This is a genomic window from Pseudomonas sp. CC11G, from assembly GCF_056174845.1.
Genome location: NZ_JBWBZC010000003.1, coordinates 362,538 through 381,351, shown reverse-complemented (window position 1 = coordinate 381,351; position 18,814 = coordinate 362,538). Strand labels below are relative to the sequence as shown.

The 18,814-nt window shown below is 61.3% G+C and carries 9 protein-coding genes and 2 pseudogenes; 8 read left to right on the top strand and 3 right to left on the bottom strand.

Features of this window, described 5'->3' with window-relative positions; genetic code table 11:
• The 4 genes and pseudogenes from AC0V2S_RS06325 to AC0V2S_RS06310 all read left to right on the top strand — a co-directional run.
• Window positions 1-6,631 (top strand): annotated as a pseudogene (locus tag AC0V2S_RS06325) (hybrid sensor histidine kinase/response regulator); the annotation flags it as partial.
• Window positions 6,628-7,647, top strand: a complete 1,020-nt coding sequence (locus AC0V2S_RS06320; protein ID WP_475508982.1) for a chemotaxis protein CheB — start codon at window positions 6,628-6,630, stop codon at window positions 7,645-7,647. The pseudogene AC0V2S_RS06325 and the gene AC0V2S_RS06320, both read left to right, overlap by 4 nt.
• Before the next feature lie 21 nt (window positions 7,648-7,668).
• Window positions 7,669-8,145 carry a chemotaxis protein CheW gene (locus AC0V2S_RS06315; protein ID WP_475508981.1) on the top strand — a complete coding sequence of 159 codons (477 nt, stop codon included), beginning with the start codon at window positions 7,669-7,671 and terminating at the stop codon, window positions 8,143-8,145.
• Between the two features lie 177 nt (window positions 8,146-8,322).
• Window positions 8,323-8,853, top strand: a complete 531-nt coding sequence (locus AC0V2S_RS06310) for a ferritin-like domain-containing protein (RefSeq protein WP_475508980.1) — start codon at window positions 8,323-8,325, stop codon at window positions 8,851-8,853.
• 106 nt (window positions 8,854-8,959) lie between these two features.
• On the opposite strand, the gene AC0V2S_RS06305 is transcribed toward AC0V2S_RS06310, so the two are convergent.
• Window positions 8,960-9,679 carry a 16S rRNA (uracil(1498)-N(3))-methyltransferase gene (locus tag AC0V2S_RS06305; protein ID WP_475508979.1) on the bottom strand — a complete coding sequence of 240 codons (720 nt, stop codon included), beginning with the start codon at window positions 9,677-9,679 and terminating at the stop codon, window positions 8,960-8,962.
• Window positions 9,680-10,366: 687 nt separating this feature from the next.
• Here AC0V2S_RS06305 and AC0V2S_RS06300 point away from each other — a divergent pair.
• Entirely contained in the window at window positions 10,367-11,674 is a 1,308-nt protein-coding gene (locus tag AC0V2S_RS06300) for an OprD family porin (RefSeq protein WP_475508978.1), read from the top strand.
• 135 nt (window positions 11,675-11,809) lie between these two features.
• Here AC0V2S_RS06300 and AC0V2S_RS06295 read toward each other — a convergent pair whose 3' ends face one another.
• Window positions 11,810-13,213, bottom strand: coding sequence for an adenosylmethionine--8-amino-7-oxononanoate transaminase (locus AC0V2S_RS06295; protein ID WP_475508977.1), 1,404 nt, complete (start codon window positions 13,211-13,213; stop codon window positions 11,810-11,812).
• A gap of 84 nt (window positions 13,214-13,297) precedes the next feature.
• On the opposite strand from AC0V2S_RS06295, the pseudogene AC0V2S_RS06290 reads away from it, so the two are divergent.
• From AC0V2S_RS06290 to AC0V2S_RS06280, 3 genes and pseudogenes are all read left to right on the top strand, one after another.
• Window positions 13,298-14,922 (top strand): annotated as a pseudogene (locus AC0V2S_RS06290) (flavin monoamine oxidase family protein).
• Between the two features lie 268 nt (window positions 14,923-15,190).
• Window positions 15,191-15,745, top strand: coding sequence for a cytochrome b (locus tag AC0V2S_RS06285; protein ID WP_475508976.1), 555 nt, complete (start codon window positions 15,191-15,193; stop codon window positions 15,743-15,745).
• Window positions 15,746-15,774: 29 nt separating this feature from the next.
• Window positions 15,775-16,359: a YceI family protein gene (locus tag AC0V2S_RS06280; RefSeq protein WP_475508975.1), complete on the top strand. Its 585-nt coding sequence runs from the start codon at window positions 15,775-15,777 to the stop codon at window positions 16,357-16,359.
• Window positions 16,360-16,485: 126 nt separating this feature from the next.
• Here the strand turns inward: AC0V2S_RS06280 and AC0V2S_RS06275 are convergent, their stop codons facing one another.
• Window positions 16,486-18,465, bottom strand: coding sequence for a DEAD/DEAH box helicase (locus tag AC0V2S_RS06275; RefSeq protein WP_475508974.1), 1,980 nt, complete (start codon window positions 18,463-18,465; stop codon window positions 16,486-16,488).
• Window positions 18,466-18,814 lie beyond the last annotated feature (349 nt).

Below are 18,814 nucleotides of genomic sequence, written 5' to 3'. Positions count from 1 at the left end.
GCGCTGCTGTATGTGGAAGCGACCCTGGCCGGTATGGTCGGCCCGGCCGATGATGGCCGCCGCGAAGAAAGCCATTTGCCCACCACCGACCGGGCGCAGATCACCAGCTGGTGATCAAGGAAGCGCGCAACGGCCTGGAACAGGCCAAAGACGCGATCATCGAATTTATGCTCGCAGTGGAACCACGAGCACCTGGCCGCGTGCCAGAGCTGCTGACCCAGGCCCGTGGCGGCCTGGCGATGATTCCGCTGGAGCGTGCAGCGCCTTGCTGAAGCCTGCAACCGCTATATCCAGGAACAACTGCTGGCGCGCAAAGCCGTGCCGAACTGCAGAGCCTGGACACCCGGCCGATGCCATCACCAGCGTCGAGTACTACTCGAACGCCTGAGTGAAGACCACGCGGCCAGGGCGACCTGATTCTCGACGTCGCCGAGGAAAGCCTGGAAGCCCTCGGTTATCCGCTGAAAGAAAAGCGTCGATCCTCGATCGCGTCGAGCCCGAGCCAGAAGCCTTTGCGCCGCTGGCCGACCCGATGCACGACATCGATGTGCTGGGGCGATGAGCCAGTTGAGGCCGAACCGGTTGTCGATACCGCCGCATTTGAAGCGGAATCGTCGTTTGAATCCGACTTCGGCGTGATTGAAGAAAGCTTCAACCTCGAAGACCTGCCGGTGGTCGATACCCCTGCCGTGCCGAAAGCGGCGATGCGGGCAGCATTGAGTTCTCGCTGGAAGATTTGCCGCTGGCTACCGAGCCGCAGCCGTTAGCCGAGAGTCCGAGCTGAGCCTGGAATTCGGTGAACTGGAAAACACCACGCCGCGTGAAGGCGACGCCGAAACCCTGCTGAGTCTGGAAGACAGCTGGACCCTCGAAGACCTGCCGGCAGCGCCGGGTGAAGTGGTCGAGCTGAGTGCGTTCGATGAGGTTCAAGACCTCGCCGAGCTGCCAAGCCTGGACCTCACCGACGAGCCGCTGACGCTGGAAGAAACAGCACTGGAAAAACAGGGCTGGAGTGGAATGCCGATAACAGTCTTGAGCTGCGCAGCACGACCTGGAAGTGTCGGAACTGAAGAGTTCAACTTGAAGACGCAGGCCTCGAAGAGCTGACGCGAGACGACCTGTCGGGCGATCTCAACGACAACCCGGCCGACTGGAACGAAGCACAGTTGGCTGAGCTGGAATTGCCGGAAGTCGATCTGCCGCAAGCCGAGCCGCAGGCACCCCTGCCGCGCCGCTGGAAAACCGCTGTCCATGGCGGACGTCATGGCCACCCCGGTGCAGGCCATCAACCCGCCCGCCCAGGACGTACCACCCAGCCTGCTGCCGCCACCCGAAGGCGAAGAGCCCATCGACGAAGACCTGCTGGAAGTCTTATCGAAGAAGTAGGCGAAGTGCTGGAACCATCGCCGAGTACCTGCCGAAGTGGCGCGCCAATACCGACGACAAAGCCGCGCTGGCCGAAGTGCGCCGCGCATTCCACACCCTCAAGGGCAGTGGTCGCTGGTACGCGCGCTGATCATTGGCGAGCTGGGCTGGGCGATTGAAACCTGCTCAACCGCGTGCTGGATCGCAGCATTCAGCCCGATGACGACGTGCAGCAAGTGATCGCCGATGTGGTCACTTTGATGCCGGCGCTGGTCGATGAATTCGCCGCCAAAGCCCAACGTCAACGTGACGACGTGGATGCTCTGGCCGCCACCGCCCATGCCCTGGCCAAAGGCCAACGCAGCCCAAAACCTGAAGCCCCGGTGACTGAGCAGGCAGCCGACGCCGTGGGCGCATCTTCTGCTACGGCGGCCGCCGACATCGAAGCGCTGGACCCCCAGCTGATCGAGATTTTCCGCAACGAAGCGGAAACCCACTTGGACACCCTGGTCGGTTTCCTCGCCGATTGCGCCCAGGAGCTGCCGCAGGAAATCACCGATAACCTGCAGCGTGCCCTGCACACCCTCAAGGGCAGTGCGCATATGGCCGGCATTCTGCCGATTGCCGAAATTGCCACGCCGCTGGAAAGCTGGCGAAGGAATTCAAGACCAACCTGATCCCGATGGACCTGGCCGAAGCGGAGCTGCTGCATACCGCCGAGCAACTGTTCCGTCGTGGTCTGGAGCAGCTGGAAACCAGCCCGCTGGCACCGATTGATGGCGCCGCCGAGTTCCTCGAGCGCGTCAACAAGCTGCATCAGGAACGTCTGGAAGCCGCGCAGGCAGCGCGCCAGGACCTGCAGGGCAGCGACCAGCGCGACCCGCAACTGATCGGCATCTTCCTGTCTGAAGGCATGGATATCCTGCTGGACGCTGAAGACCTGCTGCGTAAATGGCGTGAGCACCCGTCCGAGCGCCAGGAACTCAGCGCCCTGCTGGATGAACTGACCACCTTGGGCCGCGGCGCCGAGATGGCCGAACTGCCGCAAATCGATGAACTGTGCGAGGCCCTGCTGGACCTCTACGGCGCCGTCGAAGAAGGCAGCCTTGCCGTTAGCGAGCGCTTCTTCAGTGAAGCCGAAGCAGCCCACGAAGCCCTGATCAGCATGATGGATCAGGTGGCCGCCGGCCTGCAGGTGAGTGCCGAGCCGCAACGCGTCGAAGCCCTGCGCCAACTGATGGCTGAAGCCCTGGACCCGCAAACCTTGGCACTGCTCAGCCCCGGTGGCGAAGCCGGGCTGAATATCGTCGAGCTGGACGCCGCCACCTCCGAACTGGAAATGGCTGAGTGGAACAACCAGTCCGCTGTAGAAGAGCCCGAACACGAGTACGACCTGTCGGACTTCGACTCGCTGCCGAACGTGGAAGAACTGGCTGCGGTTGAAGAGTTGCCGGTAGAAGACCTGTCACCAGCCGTCGAAGATCTGGCCGCCATTGAGCCTGCGCTGGAACCGCTCGCCGTGGCCCCTGAGCCCACGCCAGCCCCGGTAGCCGAAGCCGACCCGCTCGACGCCGAGATGGTGGAAATCTTCCTCGAAGAAGCGGTGGATATTCTCGAAAGCTCCGGGCAAGCGCTGGAGCGCTGGCTCGGCGAGCCGGACAACCATCTGGCCCTGTCCTCCTTGCTGCGTGACTTGCACACCCTTAAAGGTGGCGCGCGCATGGCCGCCATTCGCCCAATCGGTGACCTGGCCCACGAGCTGGAAACCCTTTACGAAGGCCTGGTCGATCGCCGTTACAGCTATTCGCCGGTGTTGGCGGACTTGCTGCACCGCAGCCACGACAAGCTGGCGGTATTGCTGGATCAACTACAGGCCAACCAGCCGTTGCATGACCCGGCTGACCTGATTCATGACATCCGTAGTTTCCGCCAGGGCGGCCCTCAGAGCCTGTCTGCCGCTGCCGTGATTCTCGAAGACTTTGACGAGCCATTGGAGCCCGTCGAGATTGAGTTGCTCGGCGAAGCGCCAAGCCCGGAAGCCGAGCTGATTGCCGCCGAAGACGAACTGGAAGCGCTGCCGCTGGTTGAGCTGGATGAAGACCAGCTGGACCCGGAAGTGATCAGCTTCGAAGACGTGACCGCGACCCCGGAACTCAGCGCTGAACAAATGCATGAAGCGTTGCCGGAGGCCGAAGCGTTCGAGCTTGATGCGGCACTGCCGGAACTTGAAATCGACGAGCCTGCAATCGAGCTAGCCGCGCCTGAAGCTGAAAGCGTCGAGCTGAGCGACTTGGAAGCCGAAGCCGAGCTGACTGTTGAGCCGGAACTGATCGCTGAAGCCCAGCCCGAAGCTGAACCCGAGCCGGTGGAATTCACCGCGCCCGAGCCGGCGGTATATGAAGCGCCAGCGCCGACCGCGTTCGATGACGACCGCGATCCCGAGCTGGTGGAAATCTTCCTGGAAGAAGGTTTCGACATTATCGACAGCTCCAGTGCCGCGTTGCAGCGCTGGAAAGATGACCTCGACAACAGCCTCGAACTGGAATCCCTGCAGCGCGACCTGCACACCCTCAAGGGTGGCGCACGGATGGCCGAAATCCGCGAAATCGGTGACCTGGCCCACGAGCTGGAATTCCTTTACGAAGGCCTGGGTGACGGCCGCCTGCGCGCCAGCCCGAGCCTGTTCGGGCTGCTGCAAAGCTGCCACGACCGTCTGGCGGTCATGCTCGAAGCCGTGCGCGACAAGCGCCACGTGCCAAGCGGCGAAGACCTGATCGAGACCATCAAACGCTTTCGCGCCAACCCCGACGAACAACTGAGCATGCCCTCCAGCGTGCACCTGGTTGCCGCTGCCCAAGAAGCAGCCGTCGAGGACGCAGAAGACGACGACATTCTGGATATCTTTCTGGAAGAGGCCGACGACCTGCTGGAAAGCATGGAAAGCGCCATCGGCCGTTGGGAAGAAAAGCGCGATGACGGCGATGCGGTCGACGACATGCTGCGCATCCTGCACACCCTTAAAGGTGGTGCACGTCTGGCCGGGCAGAAGAGCCTGGGCGACCTGACCCACGACCTGGAACAGCACCTGACCGAAGCGCAGCAACAAGGCGCGCCGTGGCCGGAAAGCCTGTTCCTCGATGTGCAGTCTGGTTTCGAAGGCCTGCAAGGCGAGCTCGATCAACTGCGCCAGCGCGTCAACGACAATCTGGCCGCCGAACTGGCCCACGCCAGCCACGAGACGCCAGAGCCTGAAGCGCCGGCGCCAAGCAAACTGCCGGCCCTGCACACCCTGGCCAACCCGATTGTGGCTGCCAGCGAGTTTTCCAACGCCCCGGCGGCAGCCAAAGTGCTGCCATTCGTGCGCCGTGCGCAGGAAGCTGCGCTCGATGCCGCCGCCCGCCGTGCTCCGCAAGAATTGGTGAAAGTACCGGCCGACTTGCTTGAAGGCCTGGTAAACCTGGCCGGTGAAACGTCGATTTTCCGTGGTCGTGTCGAGCAGCAGGTGAGCGACTTCGGTTTCACCCTCGGCGAGATGGAAGCGACCATCGACCGGGTGCGTGACCAGTTGCGTCGCCTGGATATCGAAACCCAGTCGCAGATCATCAGCCGCATCCAGCTCGAAGCCGAGCGCGTCGGTTACGAAGATTTCGACCCGCTGGAAATGGACCGTCACTCGCAGCTGCAGCAGCTTTCGCGAGCGCTGTTCGAGTCGGCCTCCGACTTGCTGGAATTGAAAGAAACCCTCGCCGCGCGTAACCGCGATGCCGAAACCCTGTTGCTGCAACAGGCGCGGGTAAATACCGAACTGCAAGAAGGCCTGATGCGTACGCGCATGGTGCCGTTCGACCGCCTGGTGCCGCGTCTGCGCCGCATCGTGCGGCAGGTGGCGAGCGAGCTGGGCAAACAGGTCGACTTTATCGTCGGCAACGCCGATGGCGAGATGGACCGTACCGTTCTCGAACGGATCGTCGCGCCGCTGGAACATATGCTGCGCAACGCCGTTGACCACGGTATCGAGCCCGGCGAAGTGCGCCGTGCCGCCGGCAAGAACGAGCAGGGCACCATCCGCCTGAACCTCGGCCGCGAGGGTGGCGATATCGTCCTGACCCTCACCGACGACGGTGGCGGCATCAAGCTTGAAGCGGTACGCCGCAAGGCCATCGAGCGCGGCATGATGGACAGCGCGTCGGACCTGACCGATTACGAAGTCCTGCAATTTATTCTGGAAGCCGGTTTCTCCACCGCCGAAAAGGTCACGCAGATCTCCGGTCGTGGCGTGGGCATGGACGTGGTGCACTCCGAGGTGAAGCAACTTGGTGGCTCCATGAGCATCGAGTCGACGCCGGGCGAGGGCACCACCTTCCGGATTCGTCTGCCGTTCACCGTGTCGGTTAACCGCGCGTTGATGGTGCTGTCCGGTGAAGACCTGTACGCCATTCCGTTGAACACCATCGAAGGTATCGTGCGGGTGTCGCCGTACGAGCTCGAAGCCTATTACGCACCGGACGCGCCGCGTTTCGAATACGCCGGCCAGGCCTACGAACTGCGTTACCTGGGCGACCTGTTGAACAACGGTCAGCAGCCCAAGCTGGTTGGCCAGAGCCTGCCGTTGCCGGTGATTCTGGTGCGCTCCAGCGACCACGCTGTAGCGGTACAAGTGGACTCCCTGGCCGGTTCCCGCGAGATCGTGGTGAAGAGCCTCGGCCCGCAGTTCGCCGGCGTGCACGGGATTTCCGGTGCGACCATTCTCGGTGACGGTCGCGTGGTGGTGATTCTCGACCTGCTGGCCACCATTCGTGTGCGTCACGCTCACTTGCTCAACCAGATGCAGACCCGCACGGTCAGCCGCGCCGCCTTGCCGGCTGAGCTGGAAGTCGAACGGCCGACCCTGGTCATGGTGGTCGACGATTCGGTTACCGTGCGCAAGGTGACCAGCCGTCTGCTGGAGCGTAACGGCATGAACGTGCTGACCGCCAAAGACGGTGTTGACGCCATCTCGCTGCTGCAAGAACACAAGCCCGACATCATGCTGCTGGACATTGAAATGCCGCGCATGGACGGCTTTGAAGTGGCTAACCTGGTGCGCCACGACCAGAACCTCAAAGACCTGCCGATCATCATGATCACCTCGCGTACCGGTGATAAACACCGCGAGCGGGCGATGAACATTGGCGTGAACGACTACCTTGGCAAGCCGTATCAAGAGTCGCTGCTGTTGGAAACCATCGCCAAACTGGTGGCCGAACACCCGGTTAAACGGATATGACCGAAAAAGTGACTGCACGCATTGCCGTGCTGGCCGACACATCGCTGCAACGCCATGTATTGCAGCAAGCGCTGACCGGCAGTGGTTACAACGTGGTGCTCAATAGCGACCCGGCGCGGCTCGATGCCGAAGCCCTGGCCGCCTGCGAAGCGGATTTGTGGCTGGTGGACCTGGCGCAGTCGGAAGACTCGCCGCTGGTCGACACGCTGCTGGAGCAGACTGACGTACCGGTGCTGTTTGGCGAAGGCCATGCGCCGGAGCGCCATTCAGAAAACTACCCGCGTTGGGAACGACGTCTGGTCGGCAAGCTCAAGCGCCTGGTCGGCGACCCAACCCAAGCCGTGGGCCCGAGCCTGCAAGCCTTGTTCGATGAAGCCCAGCGCCCGGCGCGTCTGGACTTGCCTCAAGCCTTGGCTAATACGCCACTGGCCGCCGGTGCGCCGGCTCGTCAGGTGTGGCTGTTGGCTGCGTCCCTGGGTGGCCCGGCGGCGGTGAAAGCGTTTCTTGATGCCTTGCCCGGTGGGCTGCCGATCGGCTTTATCTATGCCCAGCATATCGATGCCAGTTTTGAAGCGACCTTGCCGCAAGCCGTGGGCCGCCACAGCCAATGGCATGTAAACCCGGCCCGCCATGGCGACCCGGTGCGCTGCGGTGAAGTGGTGGTTGCGCCCATTCAGCATGAGCTGGGTTTTGCCGAAGACGGCGCGATGCAGATTGCTGACCGCGGCTGGCCGGAACCCTACAGCCCGTCCATCGACCAGATGATGCTTAATCTGGCTCAGCACTTCGGTGGCCTGAGCGGCGTGATCGCCTTTAGCGGCATGGGCAGCGACGGCAGTGCGGCCGCGGCCTACGTAAAACGTCAGGGCGGCGAGATCTGGACCCAACGCGCCGAGAGCTGCGTGTGCGCCAGCATGCCCGACAGCCTGCGTGAAGGCGGTTACAGCGGCTACAGCGGCGACCCGCGCGAACTGGCGGAAACGCTGGTCAACCATTTAGCGGCACAGTGCGCCTAAGCGCGCCGACAGGATTTCCCCATGAGCCAAGCCGTCACCCCCACCAACACTGCCACCGCGACCAGCATTACCGGTCTGCTGGTGCCGTTGGCCGACCGTACCCTGCTGCTGCCCAACGTGGCGGTAGCCGAGCTGATTCCCTACCGTGCGCCGCAGGTCACGCCTGGTATGCCGGCCTGGTTTCTCGGGCAGATGGCCTGGCGGGACCTGAGCTTGCCGCTGCTGTCTTTCGAAGCGGCTTCCGATGGCCAGCCACAGATTCGCCCTGGCGCTCGGGTGGCGGTGATCAACGCCCTGGGCGGTCGCCCTAACGTGAAATTCCTCGCGCTGCTGGTGCAGGGTATTCCGCGCTCGCTGAAGGTCGGCACCGAACTGGCCCGTGCGGATGTGCCGTTGGCGCCGCTGGAACTGGATGCGGTGAGTTTTGGTGAGGCGGTAGCCAAGATCCCGGACCTGTTGGCGCTTGAGCAAATGCTCGCGGATGCGGGACTGATATAAGCCTTCGTTTTCGTGTTTCTCTGCGGGCGCCCATGTGGCGCCCGTTGCGTTTCCAGGGCCTTGGCAGAGCCTGCGAAACATCAAACTTTTCTCCGCCTCGCTACTCACAACTCAGTACACAAAGACGCGTGCCGCCAGAGCCCGCGCTACTGACCGAATAGCTGATGGAGAACGACTATGACCGTTGCACAACTGACTGATGTCGCCACGCTGCGCCAGCGCGCACGCCAGCATATTGAGGAGGGCGCGATCACCGAGGGGTACTCGGCCGATCGTGAAGAAGTCCTCAAACTGCTGAATGCTTCGCTGGCCACCGAGCTAGTCTGCTACCTGCGCTACAAGCGCCACTACTTTATGGCCACCGGCCTCAAGGCCAGCGTGGCTGCCGCCGAATTTCTGGAGCATGCCCAGCAAGAGCTGGCGCACTCGGACCAGTTGGCCGAGCGCATCATGCAGCTGGGTGGCGAGCCGGACTTCAATCCGGAAGGTTTGACGCAGCGTTCGCACGCCGAATACGTGGCGGGCGCAACCCTGAAAGAGATGATTACCGAAGACTTGGTCGCCGAGCGGATTGCCATCGATAGCTACCGCGAGATCATCACCTTCCTCGGCAACGACGACCCGACGACTCGCCGGCTATTTGAAGAGATTCTGGCGCAGGAAGAAGAGCATGCCGACGATATGGCGGATTTGCTCAAAGACTCCTGATCCGCGAGGTCCAGCCAACCCGAAGGAGCCAGCTTGCTGGCGAACGCGATTGCCACGAGCGCAAAAAGCTTCGCCAGCAAGCTGGCTCCTACGGAACACTCGCAGGTTAGAAATCCCCCCACAACTGCTGCGCCACACTCAACGCCACCACCGGCGCCGTCTCCGTGCGCAACACCCGCGGCCCAAGCCGTGCAGCTTGAAAACCCTTACCCTGCGCCTGCGTTACTTCCGCATCGGAAAGCCCACCCTCAGGCCCGATCAGAAACGCCAACGACTGCGGCTTGGCATGGCTGGTCAACGGCTCGGCCACCGGGTGCAGCACCAACTTCAAATCGGCCTGACACTGCTCCAGCCATTGCGCCAGGAGTAAGGGCGGGTGAATCACTGGCAGCACCGACCGCCCACATTGCTCACAGGCGCTGATCGCTACCTGGCGCCAATGCTCCAGGCGCTTGTCCTCACGCTCACCCTTTAACCGCACCTCGCAGCGCTCGCTGACGATTGGCGTAATTTCATTGGCGCCCAGTTCGGTGGCTTTTTGAATCGCCCAGTCCATCCGCTCACCGCGCGACAGACCCTGGCCCAGGTGGATATGCAGAGGCGAGGGCGCCTGGCCGGCCATGGCTTCGCGCAACTCCACGCGCACGTTCTTCTTGCCCACCTCGATCAGCTCGCCAAGAAATTCCTGACCACTACCGTCAAACAACTGCACGGCATCACCCACCGCATGACGTAGCACGCGACCAATGTAATGGGCCTGGGTTTCCGGTAGCTCATGCTGGCCGAGAGAGAGAGGGGCATCGATAAAGAAGCGGGAGAGGCGCATGGCGAAAACAACAGCTGGCTGCAGGGATGGCAAGCATAGCGTAGAGCGTGGTCGAAATTCTCCTCTGGGCTATTGGAGTTATCGCTAATAGGCAGAGGAATATTCTTTGAAAGTTTGATGTTCCTTCTAGTTATGCGTTGGATAACGTCTGCTTATGTGAGCGAAATATTAACTTTATTTTTTGGCGGTTTATGGAGAAGCATCGGGGCTGAACAGGTGTAAGTATGGGTGAGCGAAGTTGGCCTGAATTATCTCATTACGTCCTTATATAAGCTTTGATCGCTCTATTTAGCGGGTTATGGTTGATTTTGTCGTGTGTTTGAACGGACAGAAGAGGCCATGTTTAACCTGCGTGAAGCCACTTGGTAAGTAACTGTCCATGCGGACAAATTGTGTGGTTGGAATCAGATTCTTCCAGGTTACATATGGCGCTAATGCGTGTGGAAGTGTCGCGGTTTGAACATTGCCAAAGAACTAAACATGGGAGAAATTGCCGCGGGTTTTTGTTTTAACACCGTTGGGTAACTCGGCTAACAGCGCGGATTGCATCTCCCACTGCATCAGAACCGAGCGAGCGGGTGGCCCTCCAGGGGTGCGATCAGAGGGGCGCCCAGCTCAACCCATTTAATGTTCCCGGGTATTGGCGCGGGGCATATGCCGACACATTCATTTCAATGGGGAATACAGATGAAACTGAAGTACACAGGAGTTGCTCTGGCCGTGGCCAGTGCCAGCGTTTTCACGATGGCCGCACACGCCGGTCAGGCCGATTCGAAAGGTTTTCTGGAAGGCGACACGCTCGACCTGATTTCCCGCAACCTTTACTGGAACATGGATCGCCACGATACCGGCACCGCTGACAACCGCGAATGGGGTCAGGGCTTCCAGCTGGACTACGTGTCCGGCTTCACCGAAGGCACCGTGGGGTTTGGCGTCGACTTGAGCGCCTACACCGGTATCAAGCTGGACAGCGGCCGTGGTCGTTCCGGTTCGCAGATGCTGCCAGTGGATTCCGATGGCCGTGCCGAAGACAGCTTCGGCACCCTGGGCGGTGCAGTGAAACTGCAGCTTTCCAACAGCATCCTCAAATACGGCGACCTGCGCCCCTACAACCCGGTAATCGCCCTGGCCGATGCCCGTTTGGTGCCGGCAACGGCCACTGGCTTCCAACTCGACAGCGCTGAAATTGAAGGCCTGAAAATCGACGCCGGTCATTTCACCTCGGCCAAGGACATGAACCGTTCGGGCCACGACGGTGGTTTCCGCGCCGGTTATGCGGCGGGCGTTGAAGGCGGTGACGTCGACTACATCGGCGGCGCGTACACCATCAGCGACAACTTCAGCGTCACCGCGTATGCCTCGCGCTACGAAGACCTGTGGAAGCAGTACTACGGCAACGCCAACTACGTGCTGGCGCTGACCGAAGACCAGTCCCTGAGCTTTGATCTCAACGTCTACCGCACCCTGGATGACGGCAAGTCGCTGGCGGGCGACATTAACAACACGTCCTGGTCCTTCGCCACCGGCTACACCCTCGGCGCGCACACCGTCACCCTGGCATTCCAGAAGATCGATGGCGACCAGCCGTTCGACTACCTGGTACTGGGTGGCGGCGCGTTCCAGGACTCCATCTACCTGGCCAACTCCATGCAGCTGGTGGACTTCAACGGTCCGCGTGAGGAATCGTGGCGCCTGGGTTACAACCTGGACATGACAACCTACGGCGTGCCGGGCCTGACCTTCTATGCGGGCTACACCCGTGGCGACAATGTTGATGGCACCAAGATCGATGCGGGCAGCCCGTATGACTACTACGCCGACAGCGAGAAACACTGGGAACGCGATCTGTCCGTTAAATACGTAGTGCAGGAAGGTCCAGCCAAAGACCTGTCGTTCCGTGTTCGCCAGGCGACTCACCGGATCTCTTCCGGCGCCTCGGATTACGATTCCGATCAGGTTCGTCTCATCATCGAGTATCCGCTCAGCATCCTGTAAGCCCCGCAGAGCCAAACAAGACGCCGTCGTACCCGCGCAGGCGGGGACCCAGAATCTTGAAGGAAATCGAATTTCCTGCCCCATTCTGGATTCCCGCCTTCGCGGGAATGACGGTGTCAGATTTGAACGCTGTGTTTAGCCCGGATCACGGAAGTTCGGGTGACGGCCGCTGACTTGCACTGATGTCTTCGTAGCGGTCGCAATATCAATCCCCTCGCTGGCCACCTCGGCCAGAAAGTCGATCTGCTCCGGCGTAATCACGTACGGCGGCAGGAAATACACCACGCTGCCCAATGGGCGCAGCAACGCGCCACGCTCCAGCGCATGCTGGAACACCTTCAAGCCGCGCCGCTCCTGCCACGGGTAGGGCGTTTTGCTGGCTTTGTCTTGCACCATTTCAATCGCCAACACCATGCCGGTCTGCCGTACTTCGGCCACATGCGGGTGGTCGACCAGATGCGCCGTGGCGGTCGCCATACGGGCGCTCAAGGCCTTGTTGGCTTCGATCACGTTGTCTTGCTCGAAGATATCCAGCGTCGCCAGTGCCGCTGCGCAGGCCAGCGGGTTGCCGGTGTAAGTGTGCGAGTGCAGGAAGGCGCGTAGGGTCTGGTAGTCGTCGTAGAAGCCTTGGTAGATGGTCTCGCTGGTGAGCACTGCGGCCATCGGCAAGTAGCCGCCGGTGAGGGCTTTGGATAGGCACAAAAAGTCCGGTGCGATACCGGCCTGTTCGCAGGCGAACATGGTGCCTGTGCGGCCGAAGCCGACCGCGATTTCGTCGTGAATCAGGTGCACGCCGTAGCGGTCGCAGGCCTCGCGCAGCAGCTTGAGGTACACCGGGTGGTACATGCGCATGCCGCCCGCGCCCTGAATCAGCGGCTCGATAATCACCGCAGCTACGTCCTGATAATTTTCTGCCAGGGCCTGTTCCATCGCACCGAACATCACCCGCGAGTGTTCTTCCCAGCTCACGCCTTCAGGGCGTAGGTAGCAGTCGGGGCTGGGCACCTTGATGGTGTCCATCAGCAGCGATTTATAGGTTTCGGTAAATAGCGCCACATCGCCCACCGACATCGCCGCAATGGTTTCGCCGTGGTAGCTGTTGGTCAGGGTGACAAAGCGTTTCTTGCGTTCCTGGCCGCTGTTGCGCCAGAAGTGAAAGCTCATCTTCAGCGCGACTTCGATGCCGGAAGAACCGTTGTCGGCGTAGAACACGCGGTCGAGGCCGGCGGGGGTAAGTTTGACCAGCCGCTCGGACAGCTCGATCACCGGCTGGTGGCTGAAACCAGCCAGAATCACATGCTCCAGCTGGTCGACCTGGTCCTTGATGCGCTGATTGATGCGTGGGTTGGCGTGGCCAAACACGTTCACCCACCAGGAACTGACGGCGTCGAGGTAGCGCTTGCCGTCGAAGTCTTCGAGCCACACCCCTTCGCCACGCTTGATCGGCACCAGCGGCAATTGCTCGTGGTCCTTCATCTGCGTGCAGGGGTGCCAGAGCACCGCCAGATCGCGTTGCATCCACTGATTATTCAGGCTCATTCGGAACTCCCAGGCAGTCGAGACAGCTGTACAGACGCGGCCAGCGTAAAGCTGGGCACGCAAAGCAGGGGTGCAGCCTATGCAATGGTCGGCGCTGTAACAACCCAAACACCATTTACCCGACAGGCTTGGCTAGTTGGTGCGAGGGCGCTGGCGTATTCTGCGCGCCATCTAAGAGCGTTCCGCTGCCTGCGGAACGGGTGTAAGGAGTCGTTCATGTTACGGACCGGTTTGCGCGCCTTGGCGCTGCTGGCAGTGGGTGTGTGCAGTGTGGCGGCGCAGGCCGCTGATAAGCCCGCCGCCGCCAAGCAACCTACGGCCATTGTGGTGGGTGGCGGGATGTCGGGTTTGACCGCAGCCTACGAGCTGCAACAAAAAGGCTGGCAGGTCACCCTGCTGGAAGCCAAGCCCAGCATCGGCGGCCGTTCCGGTCTGGCCACCAGCGAGTGGATTGCCGACGAGAAAGTCCAGCCTGCACTGAATAGCTACCTGAAGACCTTCAAACTGCAAACTCTGCCTGCGCCGGAGTTTGTCCGTAACCCCAGCTACCTGATCAATGGCGAGTACTTTACCGCCGCCGACCTGGTCACCAAACAGCCGGAAACTGCTGAAGGCCTCAAGCGTTTCGACAAGAGCCTCGACGACCTGGCCGCCTCCATCAATGACCCGATGAATCCGGCCGCCAACAACACCCTGTTTGCCCTCGATCAGATGACCGTCGCCAAGTGGCTCGACAAGTTGGCACTGCCGCCCACGGCGCGCCTGTTGGTGAACCAGCGCATTCGTTCGCGTTATGACGAGCCGTCGCGTCTGTCGCTGCTTTACCTGGCGCAGCAGACCCGGGTTTACCGTGGCGTGGATGACCGCGACCTACGTGCCGCGCGTCTGCCCGGTGGCAGCCAGGTGCTGGCGGCGGCGTTCCTCAAGCAACTGAAAACCATCAAGACCAATTCCATGGTCTCGGCTGTCAGCCAGGACAAGGACAGCGTCACCGTCAAAGCCGGCGCCGTGGGTTACAGCGCCGACTACGTCGTGCTGGCCGTGCCGCTCAAAGCATTGGCGAACATTCAGCTGACCCCTGCGCTGGATGCCGCGCACTTGGCCGCCATCAAAGGCACCAACTACGGCTGGCGTGACCAGATCATGCTCAAGTTCAAAACCCCGGTATGGGAAAGCAAGGCGCGGCTGTCCGGTGAAATTTCACCGACCAGGGCCTGGGCATGCTGTGGATCGAACCGGCGGCCAAGGGCGGCGCCAATGTGGTGATCAACCTGTCGGGCGATAACGCGCGGGTGCTGCAAGCCTTTGGCGACAAGCAGATGGTCGACCAGGTGCTGATCCGCCTGCACGCCTTCTACCCGAAAGCCCGCGGTGCCTTTACCGGTTATGAAATCAAACGCTACAGCACCGACCCGTCTACCGGCGGTTCCTACCTGGCGTACGGCCCGGGCCAACTGACCCGTAACTGGCGTATGTGGGAAAAGCCGCTGCAACGTGTGGTGTTTGCCGGCGAACATACCGATGCGATGTACCCCGGTACGCTGGAAGGCGCATTGCGCAGCGGCCAGCGTGCGGCCAGTCAGGCCCAGGATCTGTTGGCGGGCAAAGAAGTGGACCCGGCCAAGAAGCAAGTGGTGGCCGAGGCGGCACCGGCCAAGAAAGACAAAGACGGCGACGATAAGCCGGGTTTTTTCTCCAAGTTGTTCTGAGGCTGATGCTGTGAATGATCGAGGCTGAAGCCTCTCCTACAGAAGCGTGCGCTCTGGTGGGAGAGGCTTCAGCCTCGATGCTTTTGATCTATGTTTTCAGTTATCGCTAAGTTCCCGCCTTCCTCGACCGCTCGGTCATTAGTTCTTTCCTCCCATCTGCGCCGTTGCAACGCATCGTATTTCCCGATATTTCAAAGCAGAATTTTTCGCTTTAACTCGATAGATTAATCGCTAGTCTTAGCCCACTGGTTTTCACGGAATCCCCTACATGCAGCTGCGCAACTCATCTTCGCGTTATGGTCTGGTCAGCGTCGTCTTGCACTGGGGCATTGCGTTGGCGGTATTTGGATTGTTCGGTCTGGGCCTGTGGATGGTCACTCTCGATTACTACAGCCCTTACAACCACTCCGCACCGGCGCTGCATAAAAGCATCGGCCTGACGCTGCTTGGCCTGATGCTGCTGCGTGTGTTGTGGCGGTTTATCAGCCCGCCGCCACCGACCCTCGCCAGCTACAGCAAAGCCACTCGCTTGGGCGCCAAGCTCGGTCATGGCGCGCTGTACCTCTTGATGTTTGCCGTACTGATTGCCGGCTACCTGATTTCCACCGCTGATGGCCGGCCGATCGAAGTGTTCGGTCTGTTCGCTGTACCCGCTACCTTGACCGCCATTCCTGACCAGGAAGATGTGGCCGGCGCGTTCCATCTGTATCTGGCGTGGGCCCTGGTGATTTTTGCCGGCCTTCACGCATTAGCCGCTTTAAAGCATCACTTTATTGATCACGATGTAACCCTGACCCGTATGTTCGGCCGTCGCGCCGACTGACTCCTCACTGCACTAGAAGGACTTACGCAATGCTCAACCTGAAGAAATCCCTGGCGGCTTTGGCTCTCGGCACCGCACTGCTGGGCGCCGGCCATGCGATGGCAGAGGACTACACCATCGACAAACAAGGCCAGCACGCCTTTATCAACTTCAAGATCAGCCACCTGGGCTTCAGCTATATCTACGGTACCTTCAAGGACTGGGACGGCACGTTCAGCTTCGACGCCAAGAACCCTGAAGCGAGCAAAATCGACGTCACCCTGAAAACCACCAGCGTCGACACCAACCACGCCGAACGCGACAAGCACATTCGCACCGCCGACTTCCTCGACGTGTCGAAATTCCCGGAAGCCAAGTTCGTTTCCACCTCGGTTAAATCGACCGGCGAGGGCACCGCCGACGTCACCGGTAACCTGACCCTGCACGGCGTAACCAAGCCAGTCGTGATCGCCGCTCATTTCCTCGGCGAAGGCAAAGATCCATGGGGCGGCTACCGCGCAGCCTTCGAAGGCACTACCACCATCAAGCTTAAAGACTTCGACATCCAGAAAGACCTGGGCCCGAAAACCCAGGAGCTGGAGCTGATCATCTCGTTTGAAGGTGTGAAGAAATAAGGGTTAATTCCCGCACACAAAAACGCCGGCCCAGTGCCGGCGTTTTTGTGTGCGGGAATTAATGCGGCGTACGGCCCAAACAAAAACACCGGCACAAGGCCGGTGTTTTTGCTACATCGCCAGGGCTTAACCCTCGCGATTACGCGTCAGCAAGGCAGGCTTCTCGCCGCGATTGCGGCTCGGCAGCTTGTCCAGTTGCTCCAGCTGTTCGGGCGTCAAGGTACGGTCGATTTTCGACTCCTTGTGCACGATCACCGGCGTGTGCTGCGGCTCGCGCGGACCACGTACAGCGGGTTCCTGGCGCAGCGAATCGTCGCGGCCGCGATTGCGTGAATCATCACGACGTGGCTGACCGGAACCGCTGCGGCCCGGAGCGCGTTTGCCTTGGCCCTGGCCGTTGCTGGCGCCGCCATTGCGTTGCCCACCACCGGCTGGTTTGCCCTGGCCTTGGCCTTGCGGACGAGGCGTCTGGCTGCGCGGCGCTTGGCCGGCCGGACGCGGTGCGCCTTGGCCGACGCCATTGCTGGCGCTTGGGCCGGTAGGCGCGGCTGGGCGACGACCACGGTTTTGCTGACGACCCGGGTTCGGGCTGACGTAGTCGGCACGGTTACCAAAGTTGTCGATTTCGTCGTCGAGGAACTCGTCCGGCGCGCGATTAGCAGGCAATGGCGGTACTGCCGCGGCGGCGCTGCTGGTGCGTGGCTGACGTGGCTCGTTGCTGCGCGGTTGGCCCTGACGCGGCTGTTGCGCACGACTTTGCCCGGCTGGCTTGTCGCGGCCCTGAGCGGCAGGTTTGTCTTTGCCGTCCTTGCCTTTGTCTTTACGGCCGCTGCCACGGCGATCACCGCCGCCACCGCCGCCACCGCCGCCCGGTTTGTTCGGGTCACGCGGGGCGCCACGGCCACGGTTCTGACCTTCAGGGCGCTCGCGCACTTCCGGTTTTTCCGCTTCCACGGTGCTGGCATCAAAGCCCATCAGGTCGCCGTCGGCGATCTTCTGTTTGGTCATGCGCTCGATGCCTTTGAGCAGCTTCTCTTCGTCCGGCGCTACCAGCGAGATGGCTTCACCGCTGCGACCGGCACGGCCAGTACGGCCGATACGGTGCACGTAGTCTTCTTCAACGTTAGGCAGCTCGAAGTTGACCACGTGGGGCAACTGGTCGATATCCAGGCCGCGGGCGGCGATATCGGTGGCTACCAGAATGCGCACGGCATTCGCTTTGAAGTCGGCCAGGGCTTTGGTGCGCGCGTTCTGGCTCTTATTGCCATGAATCGCCACTGCCGGCAGGCCGTGCTTGTCGAGGTACTCGGCCAGGCGGTTGGCGCCGTGCTTGGTACGGGTAAACACCAGGACCTGTTCCCAGGCACCGGCGGTAATCAGGTGAGCGAGCAGGGCGCGCTTGTGGTTGGCCTGCAGGCGGAACACCCGTTGCTCGATGCGCTCGACCGTGGTGTTCGGCGGCGTGACTTCGATGCGCTCGGGGTTGTGCAGCAGTTTGCCGGCCAGATCCGTGATGTCTTTGGAGAAGGTCGCCGAGAACAGCAGGTTCTGGCGTTTGCTCGGCAAGCGTGCGAGCACCTTCTTCACGTCATGGATAAAGCCCATGTCGAGCATGCGGTCGGCTTCGTCGAGGACCAGAATTTCCACGTGGGAAAGGTCGACGCTGCCTTGGCTGGCCAAGTCGAGCAAACGGCCTGGGCAGGCGACGAGTACGTCGACACCGCGGGCCATGGCTTGCACCTGCGGGTTCATGCCGACGCCGCCGAAGATGCAGGTGGAGACGAATTTCAGGTCGCGGGCATACAGCTTGAAGCTGTCATGCACTTGCGCGGCCAGTTCGCGAGTAGGAGTCAGCACCAGCACGCGGGGCTGTTTCGGGCCGTGGCGATGCTCGCGGTCCGGGTGGCCGTTGGGAAACAGGCGCTCGAGGATCGGCAAGGCGAAGCCACCGGTTTTACCGGTGCCCGTCTGGGCGGCAACCATCAGATCGCGACCTTGCAACACGGCGGGAATAGCCCGCTGTTGCACTGGAGTGGGCTCGGTGTAGCCAGCAGCCTCAACGGCACTGACTAAAGCCTCGGAGAGACCGAGGGAAGCAAAGGACATGAGTAATCCTGTTTAGTAAGGGCGTGGCCCATGGGGGAAATTCTGCCGTGCATGAAGCGCGTTGAGGGCGCGCTCCCGTCCGGTCCTGCTGACCTCTAGGAGGGTCAACGTCCGGGCGTAAGCTAAGCGGGAGCCCGGAGTATATACAACGGTGTACACCTGCGCACTCCCAGGCGTCGGCCATGCTGCGTTGGAGCAAAACCGAAAATGCTCACGTACTTAAGTACGCTGCGCTTTTCGGTTTCACTCCGCCTTGCCTGGCTCTAGCGCTGAGAGCGCTGGTATTGCATGCGTTGCGCGGAATGGACCCGGCGTGGGCCAGGTTTGTTCACTTATAGCCCTACAAACT

What these genes read in the sequence shown, in the direction of transcription:
- AC0V2S_RS06280 (WP_475508975.1), top strand. Translation starts at nt 15,775, where the DNA reads ATGCTCAACCTGAAGAAATCCCTGGCGGCTTTGGCTCTCGGCACCGCA.
- AC0V2S_RS06310 (WP_475508980.1), top strand. Translation starts at nt 8,323, where the DNA reads ATGACCGTTGCACAACTGACTGATGTCGCCACGCTGCGCCAGCGCGCA.
- AC0V2S_RS06285 (WP_475508976.1), top strand. Translation starts at nt 15,191, where the DNA reads ATGCAGCTGCGCAACTCATCTTCGCGTTATGGTCTGGTCAGCGTCGTC.
- AC0V2S_RS06295 (WP_475508977.1), bottom strand. Translation starts at nt 13,213, where the DNA reads ATGAGCCTGAATAATCAGTGGATGCAACGCGATCTGGCGGTGCTCTGG.
- AC0V2S_RS06305 (WP_475508979.1), bottom strand. Translation starts at nt 9,679, where the DNA reads ATGCGCCTCTCCCGCTTCTTTATCGATGCCCCTCTCTCTCTCGGCCAG.
- AC0V2S_RS06315 (WP_475508981.1), top strand. Translation starts at nt 7,669, where the DNA reads ATGAGCCAAGCCGTCACCCCCACCAACACTGCCACCGCGACCAGCATT.
- AC0V2S_RS06320 (WP_475508982.1), top strand. Translation starts at nt 6,628, where the DNA reads ATGACCGAAAAAGTGACTGCACGCATTGCCGTGCTGGCCGACACATCG.
- AC0V2S_RS06300 (WP_475508978.1), top strand. Translation starts at nt 10,367, where the DNA reads ATGAAACTGAAGTACACAGGAGTTGCTCTGGCCGTGGCCAGTGCCAGC.
- AC0V2S_RS06275 (WP_475508974.1), bottom strand. Translation starts at nt 18,465, where the DNA reads ATGTCCTTTGCTTCCCTCGGTCTCTCCGAGGCTTTAGTCAGTGCCGTT.